General features: G+C 52.3%; 23 protein-coding genes, 1 pseudogene and 1 riboswitch. Of the genes and pseudogenes, 17 read left to right on the top strand and 7 right to left on the bottom strand.

Annotation, left to right across the window (positions count from 1 at the left end; translation table 11 throughout):
• The first annotated feature begins 78 nt into the window (after positions 1-78).
• Positions 79-1,572: an alanine/glycine:cation symporter family protein gene (locus G462_RS22500; protein ID WP_051326692.1), complete on the top strand. Its 1,494-nt coding sequence runs from the start codon at positions 79-81 to the stop codon at positions 1,570-1,572.
• Between the two features lie 63 nt (positions 1,573-1,635).
• Here G462_RS22500 and G462_RS0110695 read toward each other — a convergent pair whose 3' ends face one another.
• A complete protein-coding gene (locus G462_RS0110695; RefSeq protein ID WP_026958988.1) occupies positions 1,636-2,256 on the bottom strand; it encodes a LysE family translocator in 621 nt (206 codons plus the stop codon).
• Between the two features lie 113 nt (positions 2,257-2,369).
• Between G462_RS0110695 and G462_RS0110700 the strand changes: the two genes are divergently transcribed.
• Positions 2,370-2,954: an FKBP-type peptidyl-prolyl cis-trans isomerase gene (locus G462_RS0110700; RefSeq protein ID WP_026958989.1), complete on the top strand. Its 585-nt coding sequence runs from the start codon at positions 2,370-2,372 to the stop codon at positions 2,952-2,954.
• Between the two features lie 16 nt (positions 2,955-2,970).
• Here the strand turns inward: G462_RS0110700 and G462_RS22505 are convergent, their stop codons facing one another.
• Positions 2,971-4,509, bottom strand: a complete 1,539-nt coding sequence (locus tag G462_RS22505) for a phospholipase D family protein (RefSeq protein ID WP_051326682.1) — start codon at positions 4,507-4,509, stop codon at positions 2,971-2,973.
• Between the two features lie 127 nt (positions 4,510-4,636).
• Here G462_RS22505 and G462_RS0110710 point away from each other — a divergent pair, with 127 nt between their 5' ends.
• A complete protein-coding gene (locus tag G462_RS0110710) occupies positions 4,637-6,775 on the top strand; it encodes a YgiQ family radical SAM protein (protein WP_026958990.1) in 2,139 nt (712 codons plus the stop codon).
• Here the strand turns inward: G462_RS0110710 and G462_RS0110715 are convergent.
• The 4 genes and pseudogenes from G462_RS0110715 to G462_RS0110730 all read right to left on the bottom strand — a co-directional run bounded on the left by G462_RS0110715 (position 6,772) and on the right by G462_RS0110730 (position 10,301).
• Positions 6,772-7,704 carry a diguanylate cyclase gene (locus G462_RS0110715; RefSeq protein ID WP_026958991.1) on the bottom strand — a complete coding sequence of 311 codons (933 nt, stop codon included), beginning with the start codon at positions 7,702-7,704 and terminating at the stop codon, positions 6,772-6,774. The two genes, G462_RS0110710 and G462_RS0110715, sit on opposite strands and share 4 nt — an antisense overlap.
• Before the next feature lie 8 nt (positions 7,705-7,712).
• Positions 7,713-7,952 (bottom strand): hypothetical protein, encoded by a 240-nt coding sequence (locus tag G462_RS0110720; RefSeq protein ID WP_051326683.1) that lies wholly within the window; start codon positions 7,950-7,952, stop codon positions 7,713-7,715.
• A gap of 12 nt (positions 7,953-7,964) precedes the next feature.
• Positions 7,965-8,599 (bottom strand): annotated as a pseudogene (gene narL, locus G462_RS22510) (two-component system response regulator NarL).
• Positions 8,568-10,301: a type IV pili methyl-accepting chemotaxis transducer N-terminal domain-containing protein gene (locus G462_RS0110730; RefSeq protein ID WP_157378603.1), complete on the bottom strand. Its 1,734-nt coding sequence runs from the start codon at positions 10,299-10,301 to the stop codon at positions 8,568-8,570. The pseudogene narL and the gene G462_RS0110730 overlap by 32 nt, the downstream one beginning before the upstream one ends.
• A 90-nt stretch (positions 10,302-10,391) precedes the next feature.
• Positions 10,392-10,525, top strand: a riboswitch (molybdenum cofactor riboswitch).
• Between G462_RS0110730 and moaA the strand changes: the two genes are divergently transcribed.
• The 12 genes from moaA to modA all read left to right on the top strand — a co-directional run bounded on the left by moaA (position 10,514) and on the right by modA (position 18,643).
• Entirely contained in the window at positions 10,514-11,488 is a 975-nt protein-coding gene (gene moaA / locus G462_RS0110735; protein ID WP_026958994.1) for a GTP 3',8-cyclase MoaA, read from the top strand. It overlaps the preceding riboswitch by 12 nt.
• A gap of 166 nt (positions 11,489-11,654) precedes the next feature.
• The gene (locus tag G462_RS0110740) at positions 11,655-11,921 is read left to right on the top strand and encodes a chaperone NapD (protein WP_026958995.1); all 267 of its coding nucleotides are present in this window, start codon (positions 11,655-11,657) and stop codon (positions 11,919-11,921) included.
• Positions 11,921-14,410: a nitrate reductase catalytic subunit NapA gene (napA, locus tag G462_RS0110745; RefSeq protein ID WP_026958996.1), complete on the top strand. Its 2,490-nt coding sequence runs from the start codon at positions 11,921-11,923 to the stop codon at positions 14,408-14,410. Before G462_RS0110740 ends, napA begins: the two co-directional genes overlap by 1 nt.
• 17 nt (positions 14,411-14,427) lie before the next feature.
• Positions 14,428-14,877 carry a nitrate reductase cytochrome c-type subunit gene (locus G462_RS0110750; RefSeq protein ID WP_026958997.1) on the top strand — a complete coding sequence of 150 codons (450 nt, stop codon included), beginning with the start codon at positions 14,428-14,430 and terminating at the stop codon, positions 14,875-14,877.
• 15 nt (positions 14,878-14,892) lie between these two features.
• The gene (locus tag G462_RS0110755; RefSeq protein WP_026958998.1) at positions 14,893-15,468 is read left to right on the top strand and encodes a NapC/NirT family cytochrome c; all 576 of its coding nucleotides are present in this window, start codon (positions 14,893-14,895) and stop codon (positions 15,466-15,468) included.
• A 9-nt stretch (positions 15,469-15,477) separates the two neighbouring features.
• Positions 15,478-15,603 (top strand): TIGR02808 family protein, encoded by a 126-nt coding sequence (locus G462_RS24255; RefSeq protein WP_084405023.1) that lies wholly within the window; start codon positions 15,478-15,480, stop codon positions 15,601-15,603.
• Between the two features lie 125 nt (positions 15,604-15,728).
• On the top strand, positions 15,729-16,280 hold the full coding sequence (mobA, locus tag G462_RS0110765) for a molybdenum cofactor guanylyltransferase (RefSeq protein WP_026958999.1): 552 nt from the start codon (positions 15,729-15,731) through the stop codon (positions 16,278-16,280).
• The gene (gene moaB, locus G462_RS0110770) at positions 16,280-16,807 is read left to right on the top strand and encodes a molybdenum cofactor biosynthesis protein B (RefSeq protein WP_026959000.1); all 528 of its coding nucleotides are present in this window, start codon (positions 16,280-16,282) and stop codon (positions 16,805-16,807) included. Before mobA ends, moaB begins: the two co-directional genes overlap by 1 nt.
• 29 nt (positions 16,808-16,836) lie before the next feature.
• Complete coding sequence (gene moaC / locus G462_RS0110775) at positions 16,837-17,319, top strand: cyclic pyranopterin monophosphate synthase MoaC (protein ID WP_051326693.1); 483 nt, start codon at positions 16,837-16,839, stop codon at positions 17,317-17,319.
• On the top strand, positions 17,309-17,554 hold the full coding sequence (gene moaD / locus G462_RS0110780; RefSeq protein ID WP_026959002.1) for a molybdopterin converting factor subunit 1: 246 nt from the start codon (positions 17,309-17,311) through the stop codon (positions 17,552-17,554). The genes moaC and moaD overlap by 11 nt, the downstream gene beginning before the upstream one ends.
• A complete protein-coding gene (moaE, locus tag G462_RS0110785; protein ID WP_157378604.1) occupies positions 17,517-18,002 on the top strand; it encodes a molybdopterin synthase catalytic subunit MoaE in 486 nt (161 codons plus the stop codon). The genes moaD and moaE overlap by 38 nt, the downstream gene beginning before the upstream one ends.
• Positions 17,951-18,643 (top strand): molybdate ABC transporter substrate-binding protein, encoded by a 693-nt coding sequence (gene modA, locus G462_RS0110790; RefSeq protein WP_084405024.1) that lies wholly within the window; start codon positions 17,951-17,953, stop codon positions 18,641-18,643. The genes moaE and modA overlap by 52 nt, the downstream gene beginning before the upstream one ends.
• A gap of 75 nt (positions 18,644-18,718) precedes the next feature.
• Here modA and moeA read toward each other — a convergent pair whose 3' ends face one another.
• Positions 18,719-19,945 carry a molybdopterin molybdotransferase MoeA gene (moeA, locus tag G462_RS0110795; protein ID WP_026959005.1) on the bottom strand — a complete coding sequence of 409 codons (1,227 nt, stop codon included), beginning with the start codon at positions 19,943-19,945 and terminating at the stop codon, positions 18,719-18,721.
• Positions 19,946-20,223: 278 nt separating this feature from the next.
• On the opposite strand from moeA, the gene G462_RS0110800 reads away from it, so the two are divergent.
• Both G462_RS0110800 and G462_RS22515 read left to right on the top strand, forming a co-directional pair.
• Entirely contained in the window at positions 20,224-20,826 is a 603-nt protein-coding gene (locus tag G462_RS0110800) for a GNAT family N-acetyltransferase (protein WP_026959006.1), read from the top strand.
• Between the two features lie 38 nt (positions 20,827-20,864).
• Positions 20,865-21,140: an acylphosphatase gene (locus tag G462_RS22515; RefSeq protein WP_035477498.1), complete on the top strand. Its 276-nt coding sequence runs from the start codon at positions 20,865-20,867 to the stop codon at positions 21,138-21,140.
• Positions 21,141-21,182: the final 42 nt, after the last annotated feature.

Below are 21,182 nucleotides of genomic sequence, written 5' to 3' on the forward strand. Positions count from 1 at the left end.
CAACATTGGAGCACTTTCATGACTGAAGTTTTAGAAACAGCAGAACTAACAGAATCTGTAGCCGCAAACGCCCCGGAGATGTTAGAAGCGGTTGAGTTAATCGAGGCCGCAGAAGTGGTTGAGCAAGCAGGTTTGATCGAAACTGCCATCAACACACTAAATGGTCTGCTGTGGAGCCACCTGATTATTTATGCACTGGTTGGCGCCGGCATCTTCTTCACCTTTCGCCTTGGCTTTGTCCAATTCCGCATGTTCAAACACGGCGTATCCGTACTAAAAGGCGGCCAATCTCAAGACGCTTCTGGCCTCTCTTCTAAACAAGTTTTCTGGACCTCTATGGCAGCCCGTGTGGGCACCGGTAACATGGCGGGCGTTGTTGTCGCTATCACCGCCGGTGGTCCGGGTGCCGTATTCTGGATGTGGGCAATTGCCATGCTAGGTATGGCTACCGCATTCGTAGAGTCTACTCTGGCTCAGGTTTACCGCGTGAAAGAGGCCGATGGCCAATACCGTGGCGGCCCGGCCTACTACATGGAGCAAGGACTGAACGCTCGTTGGTTGGGCGCGTTGTTCTCTGTATTGCTGATTATTGCCTTCGGTTTCGCCTTCAACGGCGTACAAGCTAACACCATTGCTGACTCTCTGGGCAGCGCCTACGGCTTTAACGAAACCTATGTAGGTATCGCCATCGTTGCAGCTACCGCTTGGGTTATCACCGGCGGTCTGAAGAAGATCGGTAAAGTTGCTTCAACCTTGGTGCCTGTTATGGCGCTGGCCTACCTGAGCATCTCTTTGGTTGTGATCCTGCTGAACATTAGCGAACTGCCGGGCGTACTGGTAGCCATCGTTAAGAGCGCTTTTGGTATGGAACAAGCTGCTGGCGGCCTGATGGGCGCGCTGATGGCTGGTGTGGCTCGTGGTCTGTTCTCGAACGAAGCCGGTATGGGTTCTGCTGCTAACATCGCGGCAAGTGCTAATCCAAACCCTAACCACCCTGCGGCGCAAGGCTTTGTGCAGATGCTGGGGGTGTTCGCAGATACCATCGTTATCTGTACTGCAACTGCTGCTATGGTACTGATTGTGGGTGTAGACTTCGGTGGCGAGCTGGGCGGTATCGGCCTGCTGCAATCAGCACTGGCTGATGCACTGGGTTCATGGACTGCTTACTTCATGACCTTCGCAATTATGCTGTTCTGCTTTACCTCTATTTTCGCCAACTACAGCTACGCAGAAACTAACCTGGTGTTCCTGACCAAGAACAAGGTTGCACTGTACGTATTCCGTGCCCTGGTTCTGGCGATGGTAATGGTGGGCTCTGTAGCCTCTCTGAACATCGTATGGGACTTTGCCGATGTATCGATGGGCCTAATGGCACTGGTTAACATCGCGGCTATCGTTGCTCTGTCTAAGGTTGCCTTCGCTGTATTTGCCGATTACGAGAAGCAACTTAAAGCGGGTAAGAAGCCGAGCTTTAACGCAGCTACCGTACCGGGCCTTGAAGCGCAGTTGGTTGATCCGATGTGGAAAGACCAAGCGGGTAGCGCAAGCCCTGTAGGTGCTAAGCTAAAATAAGCGTTCACGCTTTAGAAAAAAGGCCAGCATGATGCTGGCCTTTTTTATGTCTGAAGAACGCGACTACCCCAATACCAACCAAAGCGCGACGCCAATCATCAGGCTGCCCGAGATGCGATTCATCAAGCGAACATTACCACTGCGATTAAGGAACAAGCGCAGGCTCTTGCCGCCACTGGCGTAGATAAGCATACAGGTCAGCTCGCTCAGTGCGATGATCACTACCATAGTGCTCAGTTGCGGCCAAAGAGCTCGCCCATGTTCGATAAACGGCGGCAGCAGGGATATCATAAACGCCCAGCCTTTCGGGTTGGCGATTGCGGTGACAAAGCCTTGAGTGGCCAAATCCTTTCGACCAATCTTTGGCGGGGCTGATAGGGTATCTGGAATCGCCATCTTCCCCCGCGAACGCCACATCTGTATGCCCAGGTAGGCCAAATAGCTGCCGCCAATCAGTTTAAACACGGTGAACATCTGAGGATAGCTGAGCATGATGGCAGCCACGCCAAGCACGGCGGCAATGGCGACCAGGCTTACGCCTACCATTTCGCCAGCCATCATCCATAGCGAGCGGCGAATACCCACAGTCATACCCAGCGTCATCGCGAGGGTCATGCACATACCGGGGGTAATGGAGACTAAAAAGAAGGTAGGAATAAACAACAAAAGGTTAGTGAGGTCCACGAGACTACATCCAAAACATCAAGGTTAAACAGAAATACTGGAGCCAGAGGCGGCATAAGAGTAAACTCGCCTTTTTTCGATATGCTAAGCAAGCACATTCACAGGAAAGCTTAATGGCGATTACCCAAAACACCGTTGTTACCATGAACTACACCGTTAAAGCAAACGGTGAGCAGCTAGACACCACTGCCGGCAAAGCCCCGTTGGCGGTACTTATTGGCCATATGCAGTTGGTTCCAGGCCTGGAAGCTGCGCTTATTGGCAAGCAAGCCGGTGACGCCTTCGCGCTGGAGTTAGAACCGGCCGATGCCTACGGTGAGCGCAACGACAACCTGGTACAAGCGGTACCGCTGTCGATGTTTGGCGAGATAGAAGTGGAAGCGGGCATGCAGTTCCGTGCAACCACCGAAGAAGGCGAGCAGTCGGTGATGGTGATTGCCGTTGAAGGCGACGATGTAATTGTTGATGGCAACCACCCTTTGGCTGGCGTGGGCCTGGCATTTGACGTTGAAATCGTCGAAACCCGCGAAGCGACTGAAGAAGAGATCGCTCACGGCCACGCCCATCAGCCTAGCAGCAGTTGCTGTGGCGGTAACGGCGGCTGTGGTAGCCACGATAAGGGCGATGACCACGAGTGTTGTGGTGGCAAAGGCCATGAAGACGACGATCATGAATGTTGTGGTGGCAAGGGCCACTAGGCCATTCTTGCTGCAGCTATAACTGGTCTTCAATGGGTAGCCATGATGCTACCCATACTTGGAAACGCCTCCACCAAGAGGCGTTTGGTTCTGAGCGGTATTGCCGTACTTCACCGTTACCCTGATACTCCCGCCATCTTACACGCTTACCCTCCAGCTCAACAAAGTACACATCTTGCTTCAAGTCGCTGAATGCCCCTTGGTAGACAAAGCTGGCCAGCTCTGGACAATCAAACAGCAGGCCCATCTCACTGTTGATATTGATGGAGCGCGGATCCCAGTTAAAGCTACCGATAAACACCTGTGTTTGATCAAATACGAACACCTTGCTGTGCAGGCTTGAGCGCTGAGCTTGATTACCGAAGAACTTCACCCGTTTATCTTGAGGTGCATCCGCTTTTAGCTCAAACAGATTAACCCCAGCTTCCAGCAACTGCTTTCGGTAGCGCTGATAGCCAGAGTGCACGGCGACTACATCGGTGGAGGCCAGTGAGTTGGTAAGAATCGAGATTTCGATACCTTTCTCGGCGAGGTCCGCCAGCCCTTCAGCGCCATGCTTACGCGGAACAAAGTAGGGCGACGCTACCACAATGCTTTCGGCTGAGCGCACCATGCTCAGCCCCAGCTTGGTTGCAACCTGTGAGCCCACCAATACCCCGGGCGTATCACTCAACAAGGTGGCCTCGCAGCCAAATAGCGTTAGCTCGCTACCTTGCTGAGAAAAATAGTCTTCAAAGCGTTGGGTTGCCTGTAGGTAAGGGCGCAATGATTGCGCATAGAGCTGTTGCTCAAGCTCGAGTAAGACCTTGTGGGTATCCGCAGGCGGGTTCGCCAAGGCTTCGATGGGGTAGGCGATGTGGTGATTCCAATACTCGTCAAAACTTTGCTGAATGTCGGCCACCACCGGACCGAAGACGATAGCATCGAGGTCACTGAACTCCATATCATGGCGAGCACTGAAGTACTCATCGCCAATGTTTCGCCCGCCGACTATCGAAAAAGCGCCGTCGACAGTGAGTGATTTATTGTGCATACGATGGTTTAAGCGCGAGAAGCTATGCACAAACTGGCTGCCACGATAGCGGCGGTCGTAGAAGGGGTTGTAAACCCGTACAGATAAATTGGGGTGAGCGGCGAGGGTGTTCAGCAGTTGGTCAAACCCGGAAGTACTGATGTCGTCTACCAGCAAGCGCACCCGCACGCCGCGCTCAGCCGCTCGGAGTAGGGCAACGAGAAATAGTTTGCCGGTAAGGTCGTTGTTGAGTCGGTAATACTGGGCATCTACGCTGACTTCGGCGTGCTCAATCAACTCCCAACGTGCAGCAAAGGCGCTAATACCGCTACTTAACAGGGTGACGCCGTTGCTGCCAGTGAGAAGCATGGCATGCTCGGATGCGGCCTCTGCCAGTGTACTGGCCGGGTCGAGTAATATCGCCTCGCTGGGGTGTTTAAGTGCGTCAATATGGCTTTGCTCTGGGCGCTGGGCGCAAGAAAACAGCTGGAAGCTGACGGCCAGTGTGAGCATGCAAGCAAAGATACGGCGTACTAACGACAAATGTGTTCCTGATTACCTAGTCATCTGATTGTTTATTATACCCTTTTTCTTATGTGCTTAACTTAGGCTATCGTCAAAGTTTAATTTGGTTATAATTGCGCCCCCGAGCGTCAAAGAGCCCCAATCCATGCAAACAGCCAGTGTCCTATTTCAGCCGCAAACCTGCGCCAACCGAATCGCTAAACCTGCGCCTTTCTTGCCGATGTCGCGCAAGGAGATGAAACAGTTAGGCTGGGATCAATGCGACATTATCATCGTTACCGGTGATGCATACGTCGACCACCCAAGCTTCGGTATGGCAGTGATCGGGCGTATGTTGGAGGCCAAAGGCTACCGCGTGGGTATCATTGCCCAACCCGACTGGAACAGCAAAGACGCGTTTATGGCTCTGGGCAAGCCGCGGCTATTCTTCGGCGTCACCGCCGGCAATATGGACTCGATGATCAACCGCTATACTGCCGAGCGTAAGCTGCGTCACGACGACGCTTACACACCCAACAACGTGGGCGGTAAGCGCCCGGATCGCGCCACCTTGGTGTATAGCCAGCGCTGTAAAGAGGCTTACAAAGACGTTCCTGTGATCCTTGGCGGTATCGAGGCTAGCCTGCGCCGTATCGCCCACTACGATTACTGGTCTGACAAAGTACGCCGTTCAGTGTTGTTTGACGCCAAGGCAGACCTGCTGATCTTCGGTAATGCTGAGCGCCCATTGGTCGAGGTAGCCCATCGCTTGAATGAAGGGCAGAGCGTAGAACAGTTAGCGGAAGTACGTGGCACTGCGCATATCCGCAAGCAAGCTATCCCCGGTTGGTCGGGTATCGATTCGACCCATTTGGATAAGCCGGGCAAAATTGAGCCGATCCTCAGTCCCTATGCCGAGCAAGAGGAAAGCTGCAGCAAAGATAGCGATGTACAACAGGTTGAGCCGGCTATAGCCGAGGCTGCCAAGCCCATCGTACTGCAACGTGACAACAAAAAGCCTTGGGAAGAGGTATATATCAGCTTACCCGCCTTCGAACAGGTTAAGGTTAATCAGGTACTCTATGCCCATGCGTCCCGGGTGTTCCATTTGGAGACCAACCCCGGTTGTGCGCGAGCCATTGTGCAGCGCCATGGCGATCGCTTACTGTGGATTAATCCGCCCGCTTTGCCACTTAGCACTGAAGATATGGACGGGGTATTTGGACTGCCTTACCAGCGCAAGCCGCACCCTAGCTATGGTAAAGCCAAGATCCCTGCCTATGAGATGATCAAGTTCTCCATCAACATTATGCGTGGCTGTTATGGCGGTTGTACCTTCTGTTCGATTACCGAACACGAAGGGCGGATTATCCAAAGTCGTTCCGAAGATTCGATCATCAACGAGATTGAGCAGATCCGCGATCAGGTACCCGGTTTTACCGGTGTTATCTCAGACCTTGGTGGCCCAACCGCCAACATGTATCGCCTCAACTGCAAGAGCCCGAAGGCCGAGAAAACTTGTCGTAGATTGTCGTGCGTCTATCCAAGCATCTGTAAGCATATGGACACCGACCATACGCCGACCATCGACTTGTATCGCCGTGCCCGCAAGGTTAAAGGGGTTAAGAAGATCCTGATTGCGTCTGGGGTGCGTTACGACTTAGCAATTGAAGACCCGCGCTACGTGAAAGAGTTGGCGCTGCACCATGTAGGCGGCTATTTGAAGATTGCACCGGAACACACCGAAGACGGTCCTCTGTCCAAGATGATGAAGCCGGGCATGGGCACTTACCATCGCTTCAAGGAACTGTTTGATAAGTACTCGGCCGAGGCTGGCAAGAAGCAGTATCTTATCCCGTATTTTATCTCTGCCCATCCGGGTACCCGTGATGAGGATATGGTGGCGTTGGCGCTGTGGCTTAAGCAAAACAAGTTCCGCTTGGATCAGGTTCAGAACTTCTATCCGTCGCCGCTGGCCAATGCTACGACGATGTACCACACCCTGATGAATCCGCTGCACAAGATTGCCCATGACGCTGAGAAGGTGTCGGTGGCTAAGAAAGGGCGCCAGCGCCGCCTGCACAAGGCTTTGCTGCGTTACCATGACCAAGACAACTGGCCTATTATTCGCGAGGGTCTGAAGAACATGGGCTTGGCCAAGCTAATCGGTAATGGCCAGCACCAACTGGTACCGGCTGATAACCGCCGCGGTAGCCCCGGAACGCGCCGAGGTAAACCGATGCGCAACCAGGGTGTGCAACGGGCAGCAACGCGCTTTACCAAAAAGCAGTTCGCAAAGAACTAAGCGTCGAAACAAACTGCGCGGTCACGGCCTTGCTCTTTCGCTTGGTAAAGGGATTTATCGGCCTGTTTGAGCAAGGCTTCATAGCTCTCGGCGGGCTGGTTGTGCGAACAGGCAACACCGATACTGATGCTGACGATGCCGTTAGGCGAAGTGGGGTGAGGGATTGCGGCGTTGCGGATCTTGTTCAGTAGCATATCAGCGATGTGCATCCCGCCGCCTAAGTCTGTTTCCCCTAATACTACGCAGAACTCCTCACCGCCATAGCGCGCTAGCAGGTCATATGGGCGTTGCACGACCTCAGACATCAGTTGTGCCACCTGAATCAAACACTCGTCGCCTTTGAGGTGACCAAGCTGATCGTTAAAGGGCTTGAACCAGTCGATATCGCACATCATCACAGTTAGCGGCGATTGGGTGCGTTGAGCACGTTTAAACGAGGTATCCAGTATCTGCTCCAGGTGGCGACGGTTGGCGATGCCGGTGAGGCCATCACGAATCGCTTGCTCTGAGAGCTTTTGGTTAGCTTCTTCGAGATGCTGCTGGGTTTGGATCAAGGTCTGTCGCATATCCGCGATGCGCTGCATGGCTTGCAGCTTTGCGGTAAGCACCAAACGGTTTACCGGCTTGGTGAGGTAGTCATCGCCACCAGCATCAATACCGGTTTTGATATCCTCAGCGGTATTCTTACCACTAAGAAAGATGACCGGGGTCCAATGCCTTTCCACTTCGCGGATCTTCTGCACCACCTGATAGCCATCGATACCGGGTAGCATCACATCGAGCAGTACCAGGTCGGGTTGAGCTTCCACGAACGCCGTTACCGCTTGTTCGCCGGTTTCGACCATCACGACTTCATGGTTCATCGCGGTGAGGTAGCGATTTAATACCAATCGTTCAGTAAGGGTGTCATCGACCAAAAGAATCTTCATGGCGCTCCTCAGGCTGCGAACATCAGATGGTTAACAAAACGCAGCACCACTGTAACGATAAGCAGTGCAACACCAATGCGCAGCTTTGCAAACTCGTTGGGCTGGATATCATCGACGCGATTAAACACGATTTTAACCGGCGCGAGCCAATCGGATTTGCGTTTCCCGTAAAGCCAAATGGCAACTATCACAAACGCCAAACCTACGATTAACGTGGCTGATTCTGCCAGTCCAAGTACTTGTCCCACCGTTGTCCGCTCCTAGCTGCTATGTTCCAGATACATCACCGTCAATTCGACCCGCGATTTCGCCTGCATCTTCTTGAGCAGGCTTTTAACGTGGACCTTGACTGTTCCCTCGGTGATATTCAAGCGGTTAGCCACCTCTCGGTTACTGGAGCCTTTGGCAATTTCTGCAAGGGTTTGACGTTCGCGCTTGGTCAATGCGGCTAATTTGCTGTCAAACTCATCGTTTTCATTGAGGCACTGCAGAAAGGGACGCAGCGATTCACTCATCACCTGTTCGCCATTGGCCGCTTTACGCAGCTGGATATGCAGTTGTTCGGGCTCCATATCTTTTAGCAGATAGCCATCGGCACCGGCATTGATCAGCCTGATCACGTCTTGCTTAGCGTCGGAGACGGTCAAGATGATGTGGTCGAGGTGATTTGGTTCTCGCGCAGTAGCTTGAGGGTGTCCAGGCCTGATAAGCCCTTCATATTCAAGTCGAGCAGCACGATATCTGGCTCGAGCTCACTGCATACTTCAAGGCCTTGCGCGCCGTTATTGGCTTCGCCTACGACCTTGAATTGAGGATCAACACTGAGGTATTGAATGATGCCTTTGCGCATCAGTGGATGATCATCAATGACCACTATATTCAATGGATGACTCATTAACTTTCCCTGTTGTAGCTTGTTCGCGCGGTAGTTCGAGGGTTACGATGACGCCGCCACTGGGGCTGCTGCCGAACTCTAGTTGCCCTCCAAGGCGTTCTGCGCGTTCCTGCATAATCTGCAGCCCGTAGTGTTCGGACTGCTGTTGAAGTTTTTGGCCAGACTGGCCGTTGTCGCTAACTCTTACCAACAACTTAGTCGGATAATCGACACAACTCAATTCGATGCTATCACAGTTTGCGTGTTTGATTGCATTAACAATAGCTTCTCTACATATCTGAATAATATGGACTTGTTGGTGGGCTGGTACGAGGTCATTGCCCAACTTTGAGTTGATCTTAATCGTCACTTCGGTTTGCTGACCCATCTCCTTGACCAAGGCTGATAGCGAGTCAGCCAAGCTGGCATCTTTGATGGTTAAACGGAAGGTATTTAGTAGCTCGCGTAGCTGCACGTAAGCGTCGTTAATCACTTGGTGGATTTCATCGGCGTAGCCTGCTGGTGGGTTGACCTCCGCGATAGCTGGGTCGCTAAGGCTACGTTGCAAGAGACTGGTTTGAATCTTCAAGTAGGAGAGGGTTTGCGCGAGCGAGTCGTGCAGCTCTCGGGCGATAATGGCACGCTCTTCCATTAGCAGCAGTTTTTGACGTTGCAACAAGCCCTGCTCATAGCGAACTACCTTGGAGATGATTCGCTGATAGCTGGCAACAATGTCCTCACGCCCGACCGGCACGCTTTGTAAGCGCAGTTGTCCAAATGCTTGGTCGTTGTTGGTGAGGGTTTGCTGGTAGTTGTAGGTTTGGGACTCATCACCCAGGTTTACCGTGATGCCAAGGGTATCGATGGTTAACGAGGCGTGGCTAATGCCCAGGTTTTCAGACAGCAAGCCCAAACTGTGCTGCAGCAGTTTTTCGTCGAGCTGGTTGTTGAATAGCAGTTGCTCTTGTTGGTAGAGAAAGCTCAAGTCGGCATTCGCTTGTGAAAGTGCGCGGGTTTTCGCTTCAACCTGCCGCTCTAAGCTTTGGTAGGAAACATCGAGTTGCTTGGCCATATCCACCAGCGCCGCCGATAAGCGCTCCAACTCGGCGCTACCTTTTCCTGAGGGAGCGGCTATCTGAAAGTTACCTTCTTGTATTTGCTGGGCAGAACTCTCCAATTGATACAGAGGCAGAACAACCCGGAAACGCAAATAGGCAAGGGTGAGTAAGGCCATCAGCGAGCTGGTGATGAGCCCTGCAAGTTGCCACTGGCTTAGTCGTTGAACCTTGAGCTCGGAGTAGTATTCGGTGCGATTTACAAAGTGATCAATGCGGTTTACAAAACGGGCCACATGCTGGGGATAGTAAGGGTCGTCCGTCTCGATGTAGGGTTTCATTTGGCGCCAGTTGTCGAGAACTCCAGCAAACAGCTGTTCAAGTTCATCATTTTGCTTAGTGACGAATACCAGCGCGGGACTGGCTAACGAGCGTTCGAACTCGCCAAGTTTTGCAAAACGTTCTTGGTTGTCGGTCACTTGCAAATAAGCGAGCCGATAGCTTTGCATGCGCAATGAACCGGCGATGTTGATCGCTTCGGCGTCATTGAGGCTATTGCGTAGGCTGGTTAACGAGACCAAGGAAACCACAACAAATATGAGGATCATCGTGCTAAGTAGCGTAATGACCATGGTTCCCAAGGAGCGGCGACTACTGAATCCTTTCACTCTTGACTCCAGAATGGGGCTAAAAACGTAACTACTCCTTAAGTGTAACAATGAATGCAGGTACTTAACAAAGTGCTAAAAAGCGTTTACGCTGAATAAAGAAACCGAAGCCTCGACTGCCTAAGTCACCCGATATGGCAGCTTGGCCCTCAACAATGATTGAGCAGGGTTTGTAAGGAAACGAGCAGGCCTCCCGTATTGGAAAGGTGCATATGCTACAAGATTCATTTTCCCGCAAGTTTTACTACTTGCGTTTGTCGATCACAGACGCCTGTAACTTCAGCTGTCAGTATTGTCTGCCCGATGGCTATCAATGCCAAGAGCCCAAGAACTATCTTAGCGGTGAGGAGATCACTCGCGTGGTGCGCGGGTTTGCGAAAATGGGCACTAACAAAGTCCGCCTTACCGGTGGTGAGCCTAGCCTGCGTAAAGACTTCGATGAGATCATCGCGCGGGTGGTTGATGTCGAGGGGGTTGAGAAGGTTGCGATGACCACCAACGGTTTTCGTTTAGCCCGCAAAGCGCAAGTGTGGCGGGACGCTGGGCTAACCAGCGTTAACGTTAGTGTCGATAGTCTCGACCCGCGCGAGTTTAATGCGATCACCGGCACAAAAACCTACGCCAAGGTAATGGACGGTGTAGAAGCGGCGCTACAGGCGGGCTTTGAACGGGTTAAGGTGAATGCGGTGCTGCTTAAGGGCAGCGCTGAGCGTGAGTTTGGCCAGTATCTCGATTGGATTAAAAACCGGGCCTTAGATGTTCGCTTTATCGAGCTAATGGAGATGGGCCAGCACCCCGACTACTTCCGCCGCAACCATATCAGTGGACAACGTTTTAAGGCCTACTTAAAAAATCATGGCTGGCAGCGGGTGATTTCCTCCCATAATGCCGGGCCTGCTCAGATATTCGCACACCCTGACTACCAAGGCCGAGTAGGGTTAATCCTTCCCTATGAGCAGGATTTTTGTGCTAGCTGTAATCGCCTCAGGGTCTCATCAACCGGAAAGTTGCATCTGTGTCTTTTTGGAGAGCAAGGTTACTCGCTGCGCCATCTTTTAGAAGACGATCAACAGCAAGGCGAGTTGATGACATTCCTGGAAGCCTCGCTGAGGGAGAAAAAGGTCAGCCATTTTCTGCAAGAGGGGAACACGGGAGCTACCCCGCACTTGGCAAGTATCGGCGGATAACTTGCGTTAAATCAATGTCGTTGGGCTAATTTCACCCCAAAGGGGTATACCGTACCGGGCACAGTCTGACTAGTCTTATCTTGTCTTCGCTCTTTAAGCTTATAGCTACTAGGGTTAATACAATACAAATACTTAAGAAACACAGCAGCAGCAGCCTGGGAATCAAATGGACGAATTTCATGTCAGCAGTGCGGTGGTGTATTGCCAGCCTCCGTCTATCCAAGCATTAATCGAAGAACTCACAGCCTACGAAGGTGTAGAAGTCCATGGCTTCCACCCTGAAGGTCGTTTGGTTGTCACCGTAGAAGGCGGAGAGCGCTCCGGGTTGGTTGATGTCATCGAAGAAATCAACCGTTTACCGAAAGTACTGTGTGCCAACTTGGTATACCACCAATACGAAAGTAACGATCACAACGAAAAAGAGGAAGGGTGATGAAGTGGACTCGACGTCAGTTTATTAAAGCGAACGCTGCCAGCGCAGCGGCCGCCGTGGCAGGGATCCAGCTACCTGCAGCAGCAACCAATTTGATCACCTCATCGGATCAAACCCGAGTCAATTGGCAAAAAGCCGCTTGCCGTTTTTGTGGCACCGGCTGCAGTATCTTGGTGGGCACCCAGAACGGCAAAGTCGTCGGCACCCAAGGTGACCCAGAGTCGCCGGTCAACAAGGGCCTCAACTGCATCAAGGGCTACTTCCTCTCCAAGATTATGTACGGCCAAGACCGCCTTACCACGCCACTGCTGCGTATGACCGACGGCGAATACGACAAGCAAGGCGAGTTCACCCCGGTGAGTTGGGATAAAGCCTTTGATGTGATGGCTGAGAAATGGAAGGCCGCGCTTAAAGAAAAAGGTCCGACTTCGGTGGGCATGTTCGGTTCTGGCCAATGGACGGTGTGGGAAGGCTACGCTGCGGCCAAGCTGCACAAAGCCGGTTTCCGTACCAACAACATCGACCCCAACGCTCGCCACTGTATGGCGTCAGCAGTGGTTGGCTTTATTCGCGCCTTTGGTGTCGATGAACCCATGGGCTGTTACGACGATATGGAAGCGGCCGATGCCTTTGTGCTGTGGGGCTCCAACATGGCTGAGATGCACCCCGTGCTGTGGTCGCGCATTACTGACCGACGCCTCTCTCACCCCCATGTGAAGGTGCATGTGCTGTCTACTTTTGAGCACCGTAGTTTCGAGCTCTCTGACAACGGCATGATTTTCACGCCACAAACTGACTTGGCGATCCTCAACTACATCGCTCATTACATCATTGAGAACGACAAAGTTAACTGGGACTTTGTGAACCAGCACACCAACTTTAAGCGTGGTGATACCGATATCGGCTACGGGCTGCGTCCCGAGCATCCATTGCAAAAAGCCGCAGCGAATGCAGATAGCGGCGCCATGAGCGATATGTCTTTTGATGAGTATCGCGAGTTCTTGAAAGACTACGACCTGAAGTCGGTGTCTGAGCTCAGTGGCGTGCCTGAAGAACGTTTATTGCGTTTGGCGGAAACCTACGCCGACCCCAAAACCAAGGTGACCTCGTTCTGGACCATGGGCTTTAACCAGCACACCCGTGGTGTGTGGGCCAACAATTCGATTTACAATATCCACCTGCTTACCGGCAAGATCTCCGAGCCAGGCAATAGCCCGTTCAGTCTAACCGGTCAACCTTCCGCCTGTGGTACTGCGCGTGAAGTGGGCACCTTTGCTCACCGCTTGCCAGCAGACTACGTGGTTGCCAACCCGAAACACCGTCAAATTGCTGAAGATATCTGGCAGCTGCCTGAAGGCACCATCCCGCCCAAACCGGGTTATCACGCAGTGCTGCAAAACCGTATGCTTAAAGATGGCAAGCTCAATGCTTACTGGGTGATGTGTAACAATAACATGCAAGCTGCGCCAAACATCAATGAGGAAAGCTTGCCGGGTTATCGTAACCCCGCCAACTTTATTGTGGTCTCAGAGCCTTACCCCACAGTTACCGCCCAAGCTGCCGACCTGATCCTGCCAACCGCGATGTGGGTAGAAAAGGAGGGAGCTTACGGTAACGCTGAACGTCGTACCCAGTTCTGGCATCAGATGGTATCCGCACCAGGTAAGGCGAAATCGGATCTCTGGCAGTTGATGGAGTTTTCTAAACGCTTCAGTGTAGAGGAAGTGTGGCCAGAAGAGCTGATTGCTAAGAAACCAGAGTATCGCGGTAAAACCTTGTATGACGTATTGTTTGCCAACGGTAAGATCGATTCTTACCCCGTGGAGCAAATTGACTCACCGCTTAACGATGAGTCAGCGCATTTTGGCTACTACGTGCAAAAAGGTCTGTTTGAGGAATACGCCACCTTTGGCCGTGGCCACGGTCATGATTTGGCTGACTTCGATACCTACCACGAAGTACGCGGTCTGCGTTGGCCGGTGGTCGACGGTAAAGAGACCTTGTGGCGCTATCGTGAAGGCAGCGATCCGTACGTGAAAGCGGGGGCTGGTTACCAATTCTATGGTAAGCCCGATGGTCGAGCACTGATTATCGCAACTCCTTATGAGCCGGCAGCTGAGTCGCCAGACGAAGAGTTCGATTTGTGGCTAAGCACCGGCCGGGTGCTCGAGCACTGGCACTCAGGTTCGATGACGCGCCGGGTACCAGAGCTGTATCGCTCCTACCCAGACGCGGTGGTTTATGTTCACCCCGACGATGCCAAAGAGCGTGATTTACGCCGCGGTGATGAAGTGTTGCTGCAGAGCCGTCGCGGTGAGGTGCGTACCCGGGTTGAAACACGCGGCAGGAACCGTCCACCGAAAGGCTTGGTTTACATGCCATGGTTCGATGCCAAACAGCTGACCAATAAACTGACGCTGGATGCGACCGACCCACTATCCAAAGAAACCGACTTTAAGAAGTGCGCAGTGCGCATGGTCAAGGCATAGAGCAGGAGAAACAAGCAATGACTAAAACCCTATTCGCTGTTTTGTTCGCCAGCTTTGCCATCGGACAGGTTACTGCGGACGAATACGTTACCAACGGTGGGCTTAGCTCACTGCGTGGTAGCACCGAACTGAACCAAGAGGCCCAACCGCCGACCATGCAGTCGGTGATTGAGCAGGATACCACCTATCCCAATGCCTATATCTTTCAGCCTCCGTTGATCCCCCATGATATTCGCAACTATGAGATGAGCTTGAATGCCAACAAATGCATGTCGTGTCATAGCTGGAAGAATGCACCTGCCAGTCGCGCCACCAAGGTGAGTGTGACCCACTATCTCGGTCGCGATGGTGAGGTGTTGGCCGATGTATCACCACGTCGTTATTTCTGCTTGCAGTGCCATGTGCCGCAGGTCGATGCTCCAGAGTTGGTCGACAACCAGTTTGAGCCAGTAGAGTCACTCCGTTAACCAAGAGGCAGCAGTATGAAATGGATAAAGGCCTTTTTTAAGGCCCTCTCACGTCCCAGTAAGGCCGCGGTTGGTATTGTGCTAGCGTTGGGGTTCTTCGGTGGGATCATGTTTTGGGGGGCATTTAATACGGGGATGGAGTTGACCAACACAGAAGAGTTCTGTGCCGGCTGTCACCAGCCCATTGTTAAAGAGATCCAATCTACCATCCACTATTCAAATCGCTCCGGGGTCAGAGCAATCTGTTCCGATTGCCATGTGCCACACAACTGGACCGACAAAATGGTGCGTAAGGTGCAAGCCAGTAAAGAGGTGTTTGCCCACATCATGGGAACCATCAGTACTGAAGAGAAGTTTCAGGCTCGCCGCAAGCACTTGGCTGAACGTGAGTGGCATCGCTTGAAAGAGAACGATTCACTCGAGTGTCGTAACTGTCACGAGTTCGAATATATGGACTTCACTGAACAAGGTCCTCGCAGTGTTGCACAGCACTCCACCGCGCTGGCTGATGGCGACAAGACCTGTGTAGATTGCCATAAGGGCATTGCTCACCGCTTGCCGGATATGGCCGGTGTTGAAGGCTGGCAATAAGGAGCCGAGATGAGTCAACTAGAATCAATTATTTGGCATGTATTGGGCTATGCGGCGATACCCACCATTTTGCTCGGAGGTTTTGTCGCTGTGGCGTTGGTAAGCTTGCTGATATTACGCCGCTGGGATCAGTAAACCATTGATGATAATCGAGGCCTCCAGTCAAAAATGGCTGAGAGGCCTTTATTTTTGTTAATAGCAACGGCATGCTGGTAACAAAGTAGAAGCTTGTAAAAGCATAGGGATGTAAAGGGTTAGACGTGGTACCTGCTGCAGCCGTTCTAGCGGGCGGATTATCGACAAGGATGGGTCAGGACAAGGCCTTGCTACCTTGGCAAGGCAAAACGTGGTTGCAACACAGCATGGAGCTATTAGCGCAGTTGTGCCAACAGTGCTATGTAAGCGGCAATTACGAAGGTTTCGCTTGTATCCCGGATCTATATGAAAAACGTGGCCCCCTCGGTGGCATTGCAAGCTGTCTTAATGCCAATCCGAGCAAGTCTGCATGGCTGTTTTGTCCGGTCGATATGCCGTTGTTATCGTTAAGCGCGCTAGAGCAACTTGCTCACAGTTATCAATCAAAGCCCGGCAGTTATCACTTTCAAGACTCGCTCTTTCCCCTTATCGTGCAAAACACCCCTGACACTCGCGCGGTTATTTCACAACAACTCGCTCAGGGAGACTACCGCCTTCGCGCTTTTCTCAAGACGACTCAAAGCGAAGCGCTAGTAAGCAGCGAGCAACCCGCGGTATTTGGAAACGTGAATACGCCCCAGCAGTGGCGTGACATACAACAATTAAGGAGTAACTAATGGGCCATTTGGCAAGTGCAGAAAAAAAGCCATTGCGCGTGGCAGTTCTTACCGTATCTGATACCCGAACCGAGGAAAACGATACCTCGGGTGCTTTTCTGGTCGAGGCGCTAAGCGAAGCCGGTCATAAGGTTGCAGACAAGCAGATCGTTATCGATGACGTATATAAGCTGCGCGCAATCGTGAGCAAATGGATTGCGGATCCAACTATCCAATGTGTTATCTCAACGGGAGGCACTGGTTTTACTGAGCGTGATAACACTCCCGAAGCGCTAAGCGTATTGTTTGATAAACCCATCGAAGGCTTCGGTGAGCTGTTCCGCTATGTGTCGTACCAAGAGATCGGTACCTCTACCGTGCAAAGTCGTGCTATTGCCGGAATGGCAAACAAGACGGCCATCTTCTGCGTTCCCGGTTCAACCAACGCCTGCAAAACAGCTTGGAACAGCATCTTGCTTGAGCAGCTAGACTCGACCCACAAGCCGTGTAACTTTGCCCCTCATGTCAAGGAGGTGGACGCTTGCTAAGTCATTTGAACCACAACGGCGAGGCAGAGATGGTTGATGTCTCTGCCAAGCAGCAGACGGTGCGCGAGGCGCGTGCTCAGGCGCGAGTCTCGCTATCCGCCCAGTGCTGGGCGGCGCTATCTGCCGAGAACAATCCTAAGGGCGAAGTACTAGGTTGCGCTCGGCTTGCGGGCATTATGGCGGCCAAGAAGACCAGCGACCTTATTCCTTTGTGTCATCCCTTGATGATCTCCAAGGTGGCTATCGAGTTTGAGTTGGACGAGGCGCAGTATCAGATCCGGGTGGAAAGCCGAGTGCGACTAACTGGCACGACCGGTGTCGAGATGGAGGCATTAACCGCAGCCAGTGTCGCAGCACTTACCATCTACGATATGCTCAAAGCGGTTCAAAAAGACATCGTGATCAGCGAGGTAAAGCTTTTGGAGAAAAGCGGCGGTAAGTCAGGCCACTTTATCGCAGAGCATGGCGAGCAGCATACTAACACTACCAAGGGAACTGGCGATGAAGATTAACGTACGTTTGTTCGCGCGCCTACGCGAGCAATTGGGCGATAGCGTTCAGTGTGAATGCCCAGAAGGTGCAACGGTAGCGGCACTTACCGACCAACTGGCTTCTCGAGGCGACAATTGGGCGCAGTTAAAGTCGCAAGAGATCCTCTGTGCAGTCAATCAGCAGCAAGTCAGTGGCGAGCATCGTTTGGCAGACAATGATGAAGTCGCCTTTTTCCCCCCGGTCACAGGCGGATAGTCGGGTGATTTCAGTGCAAAAAGAGGACTTCGATGTTGCTGCGCTATACCAAGCCCTGCAGCAGAACCCATCAAGCGGCGCCGTGGTGACATTCACCGGTCTGGTGCGCGATCTCAACCTCGGCACGGCAGTCAACGCGCTGTTTATCGAACACTATCCGGGGATGACGGAACGCGCGCTCTCGGATATTGTCGAACAAGCCAAACAGCGCTGGCCGATTAACGATGTGGCAGTGGTGCATCGGGTTGGCCGGTTAGAGGTCAATCAGCAAATCGTGTTTGTCGGCGTTAATTCCGCCCACCGTCAGGCAGCTTTTGATGCCTGCGAGTTCATAATGGACTACCTTAAAACCTCAGCGCCTTTTTGGAAAAAGGAGCTTAGCGATCAAGGAGAACAATGGCTCGAGCAGAGAGAAAGCGACAGGGTTGCCAGCAAGCGCTGGTCTTAAGCTTACTGAGCATAGTATTGTCGTGGGCGCCAGCCGGCGCCCATACCCTCGATATCGGTGTATCGAGTAACTTCGAGCCTGCCTTGCAAGCGTTGGTGAAAGGTTATCAGCAACGCACCCATATGCCTCACCTTCGGATTAAAGCCGCTTCAAGCGGCGTTCTTTACCAGCAAATTCTGCAGGGCGAAGAGATAGACATTTTCTTTTCTGCCGATAAGTTGCGGCCGAAGCTTTTGCATGATGGTGGTGTAGCATCGCGTATTAGCGCTTATGTTCAAGGCCGTTTAGTGTTTTGGGCGCCAAGCACCAGTAAAGGTGAACAGGGAAGGGTGGATCAGTCCACCTGGCAGAATTGGCAGCAACCGTATGTGTTAGCTAACCCGCTCAATGCCCCTTATGGCGTAACTGCTAAGCAGGTGATTAGTCAAATCGATGGTCGTGCGACGCCGGTTATCGCCAGCGACGTAGAACAAGCCTACCATTTCATTTTGGCAGATCGCGTCCCGGCCGGTTTTGTCTCTCTGGCTCAAGTGATTTACCAGCCTGCTGGAGACTACTGGTTAGTACCCCGGCACTACTATCAACCCTTAGAGCAGTTTTACGCCGTTCTTGATGAAACCAAAGAAGTCAGTGAGCTATAAGCGTTTATCGAATCAGAAGAGGGGCGCGCAATCCTTAAAGCCTTTGGCTACGCGCCGCTCGAAGAAAGCCAAGCGTCACACTAGTGGTGCCCGGAACATTTCCACGTTAACCCGTTCACCTTTTGCAACTGCACCGCGCTCACGCTCCAGTACAATAAAACAGTTCGCATCGCTCAGACTACTGAACACACCACTGCCTTGAGCCCCGGTGGTCGTCACTACGGGGTTACCATCTTCGTCACAACCTAAGATGCCGCGTTGGAAGTCGGTTCGACCGGGCGACTTACGGATAGCGCAGCCCGCCTTAACTTTGACGCTAGTCGGTGACGGACGTTCCCAGCCCATAGCGCTCGCCAGCATAGGCATAGCGAGCTGATAGAAGGTCACAATCGCTGACACTGGGTTACCGGGTAGTCCAATGAAGTGACTATCGCCAATAGGCCCATAGGCGAAGGGTTTACCGGGCTTCATCGCCAGTTTCCAGAACGCGACTTTGCCTAACTCGTCCAATACCGTCTTGGTGTAATCAGCATCACCTACTGATACCCCGCCACTGCAAATAATGATGTCTGCGAGTTCACTGGCATGGACATAGGCGTCATGAATAGCGTGATAGTCATCTTTGATTACGCCTAGGTCGAACAGCTCAATCGGTAACTTGGATAGCATTGCGTGCAAGGCGAAACGGTTGCTGTCATAAATCGCCCCGGGAGCAAGTGGTGTACCGGGTTGGGTAAGCTCGTCCCCGGTGGATAGGAGCGCGACTTTAAGGCGTGTACGTACCATAGCGCTGGCAATCCCCAAACTGGCCAGTCGTCCGATATCGGCGGTCTTTAACTGATGACCTACTGGAATCGCTGTTTCACCTTGCTTGATATCTTCACCGGCACGACGAATGTTTGAACCCGCTTTGTGTTTTAAGATGCGCACCACGTTGCCGCTTGCTTCGGTGTTTTCCTGCATTACCACCGTATCTGCATTGGGTGGGATAGGCGCACCGGTCATAATGCGCACGCATTCTCCGGGTTGTAGTGGCAAATCGTCGTAATCACCGGCCAGTACGCTACCTCTTATGGTGAGGGTGTCGCCTTCAAGTGATGCTGCGTTAAAGGCGTAGCCATCCATTGCGCTGTTATCGAACGCGGGCACATTGATGGGGCTGACGATAGCCTGTGCAGTGATTCGTCCAAGTAAATCGCTAAGCTCGACGCTTTCTTCACCACAAAGCAGCGGTACGTGTTGGGTCAATTGAGTAAGGGCGGCGTGGAAGTCGAGAAGTCCGGGGCTTGCGCATTGGTCCATAGGGGCAATTTGTCCTTGCTTTATTGCGTTTGCGCTAGCATTACAAATCTTTTGATTGAGAACAATGGAAGCGCAATGTTTCAGATTCCTTACATTGCTCTTGGCGTGCAGATCAACTAAAATGAGATCAAGCTCATGAATACAGCACGTGACAACTGCGCTTTTAATCCACATCGATTAATAGTAGTTAGGTCGTTTGAAAGTCTTTCATTCATCTAGGCAGACAACGGTTAAGTGCGCTTCAGGACGATAAGAGCGCTGAAAATATTGGGGATACTATGCTGACCGAGCACCAAAACAGCTTGGAAATTAGAGCGATTACTTGTCTGGAACTTTATCAGTTCTGCGACATTTTAATGGAAGCGGCCAACTGGGCCGAGCATACCGGCGAACAGTTCTGGACCGGTAAAGATATTACCCCCCATGCCTTGCTCGCTAAGTACCGCTTAGACGAGATGTTCCTTGGTTTTAGTCGTGGCGTCCCCGTCGCTGCGATGGTTCTGAATAATCAAACCCATAGCCTTCAGCTAGACGAGAAAAGCACCCGCGAAAGCATGTTTATGCGCAAGCTTACTGTACGCCGCGATTATGCGGGAGTCGGCTACGCCAAGCAGATGGTTGACTGGTCGCGCCGCTTTGCGACAGAACGTGGTTATACCTTGCTTAATTTGATTTGTGAGTGCAATAACCAGCGTTTGCGTTGGACCCTTGGCCAATTTGGCTTCAACGAACTTGATGGGGTTAACGGTAAAGGCAAACCCACTCGCTTCTTCCAACTCGACCTCGACAAGTGCGCCATCCCCATCAGTAAACACGCCAAACAATCCTTCGCTCAAGAACTCCTATCCAGCCCAACGCCCATCAACCCCTTGTTGAATTGAACGCCGAGTTCACCGGCTAACGAAGGCAGGGCAACCCGATGAAACGACTCCACGCATTGGTTAGCGGAAAAGTGCAAGGAGTCGGTTTTCGCTACTTCACCCAGAAGCAAGCAAACACTCTGTCTCTTGTAGGGATCGCGCGCAATCTAGCTGATGGCCGGGTTGAAGTGATTGCAGAGGGTGATGAGCAATCACTTAAAGCTTTGCAGCTGTGGCTACAGCAAGGATCGCCGGCAGCAAATGTGGAGTCTGTCAGCGTCGTTGCACTTAACGAGATTACTGACAGAACCTATTCTCAATTCAGCACCAACTAAAAAGCCCACGCAAAGGTGGGCTTTTTTGGTACTTAGTTGAGC

This window comes from Aliagarivorans taiwanensis DSM 22990, from assembly GCF_000429505.1.
GTDB lineage: Bacteria > Pseudomonadota > Gammaproteobacteria > Enterobacterales > Celerinatantimonadaceae > Aliagarivorans > Aliagarivorans taiwanensis.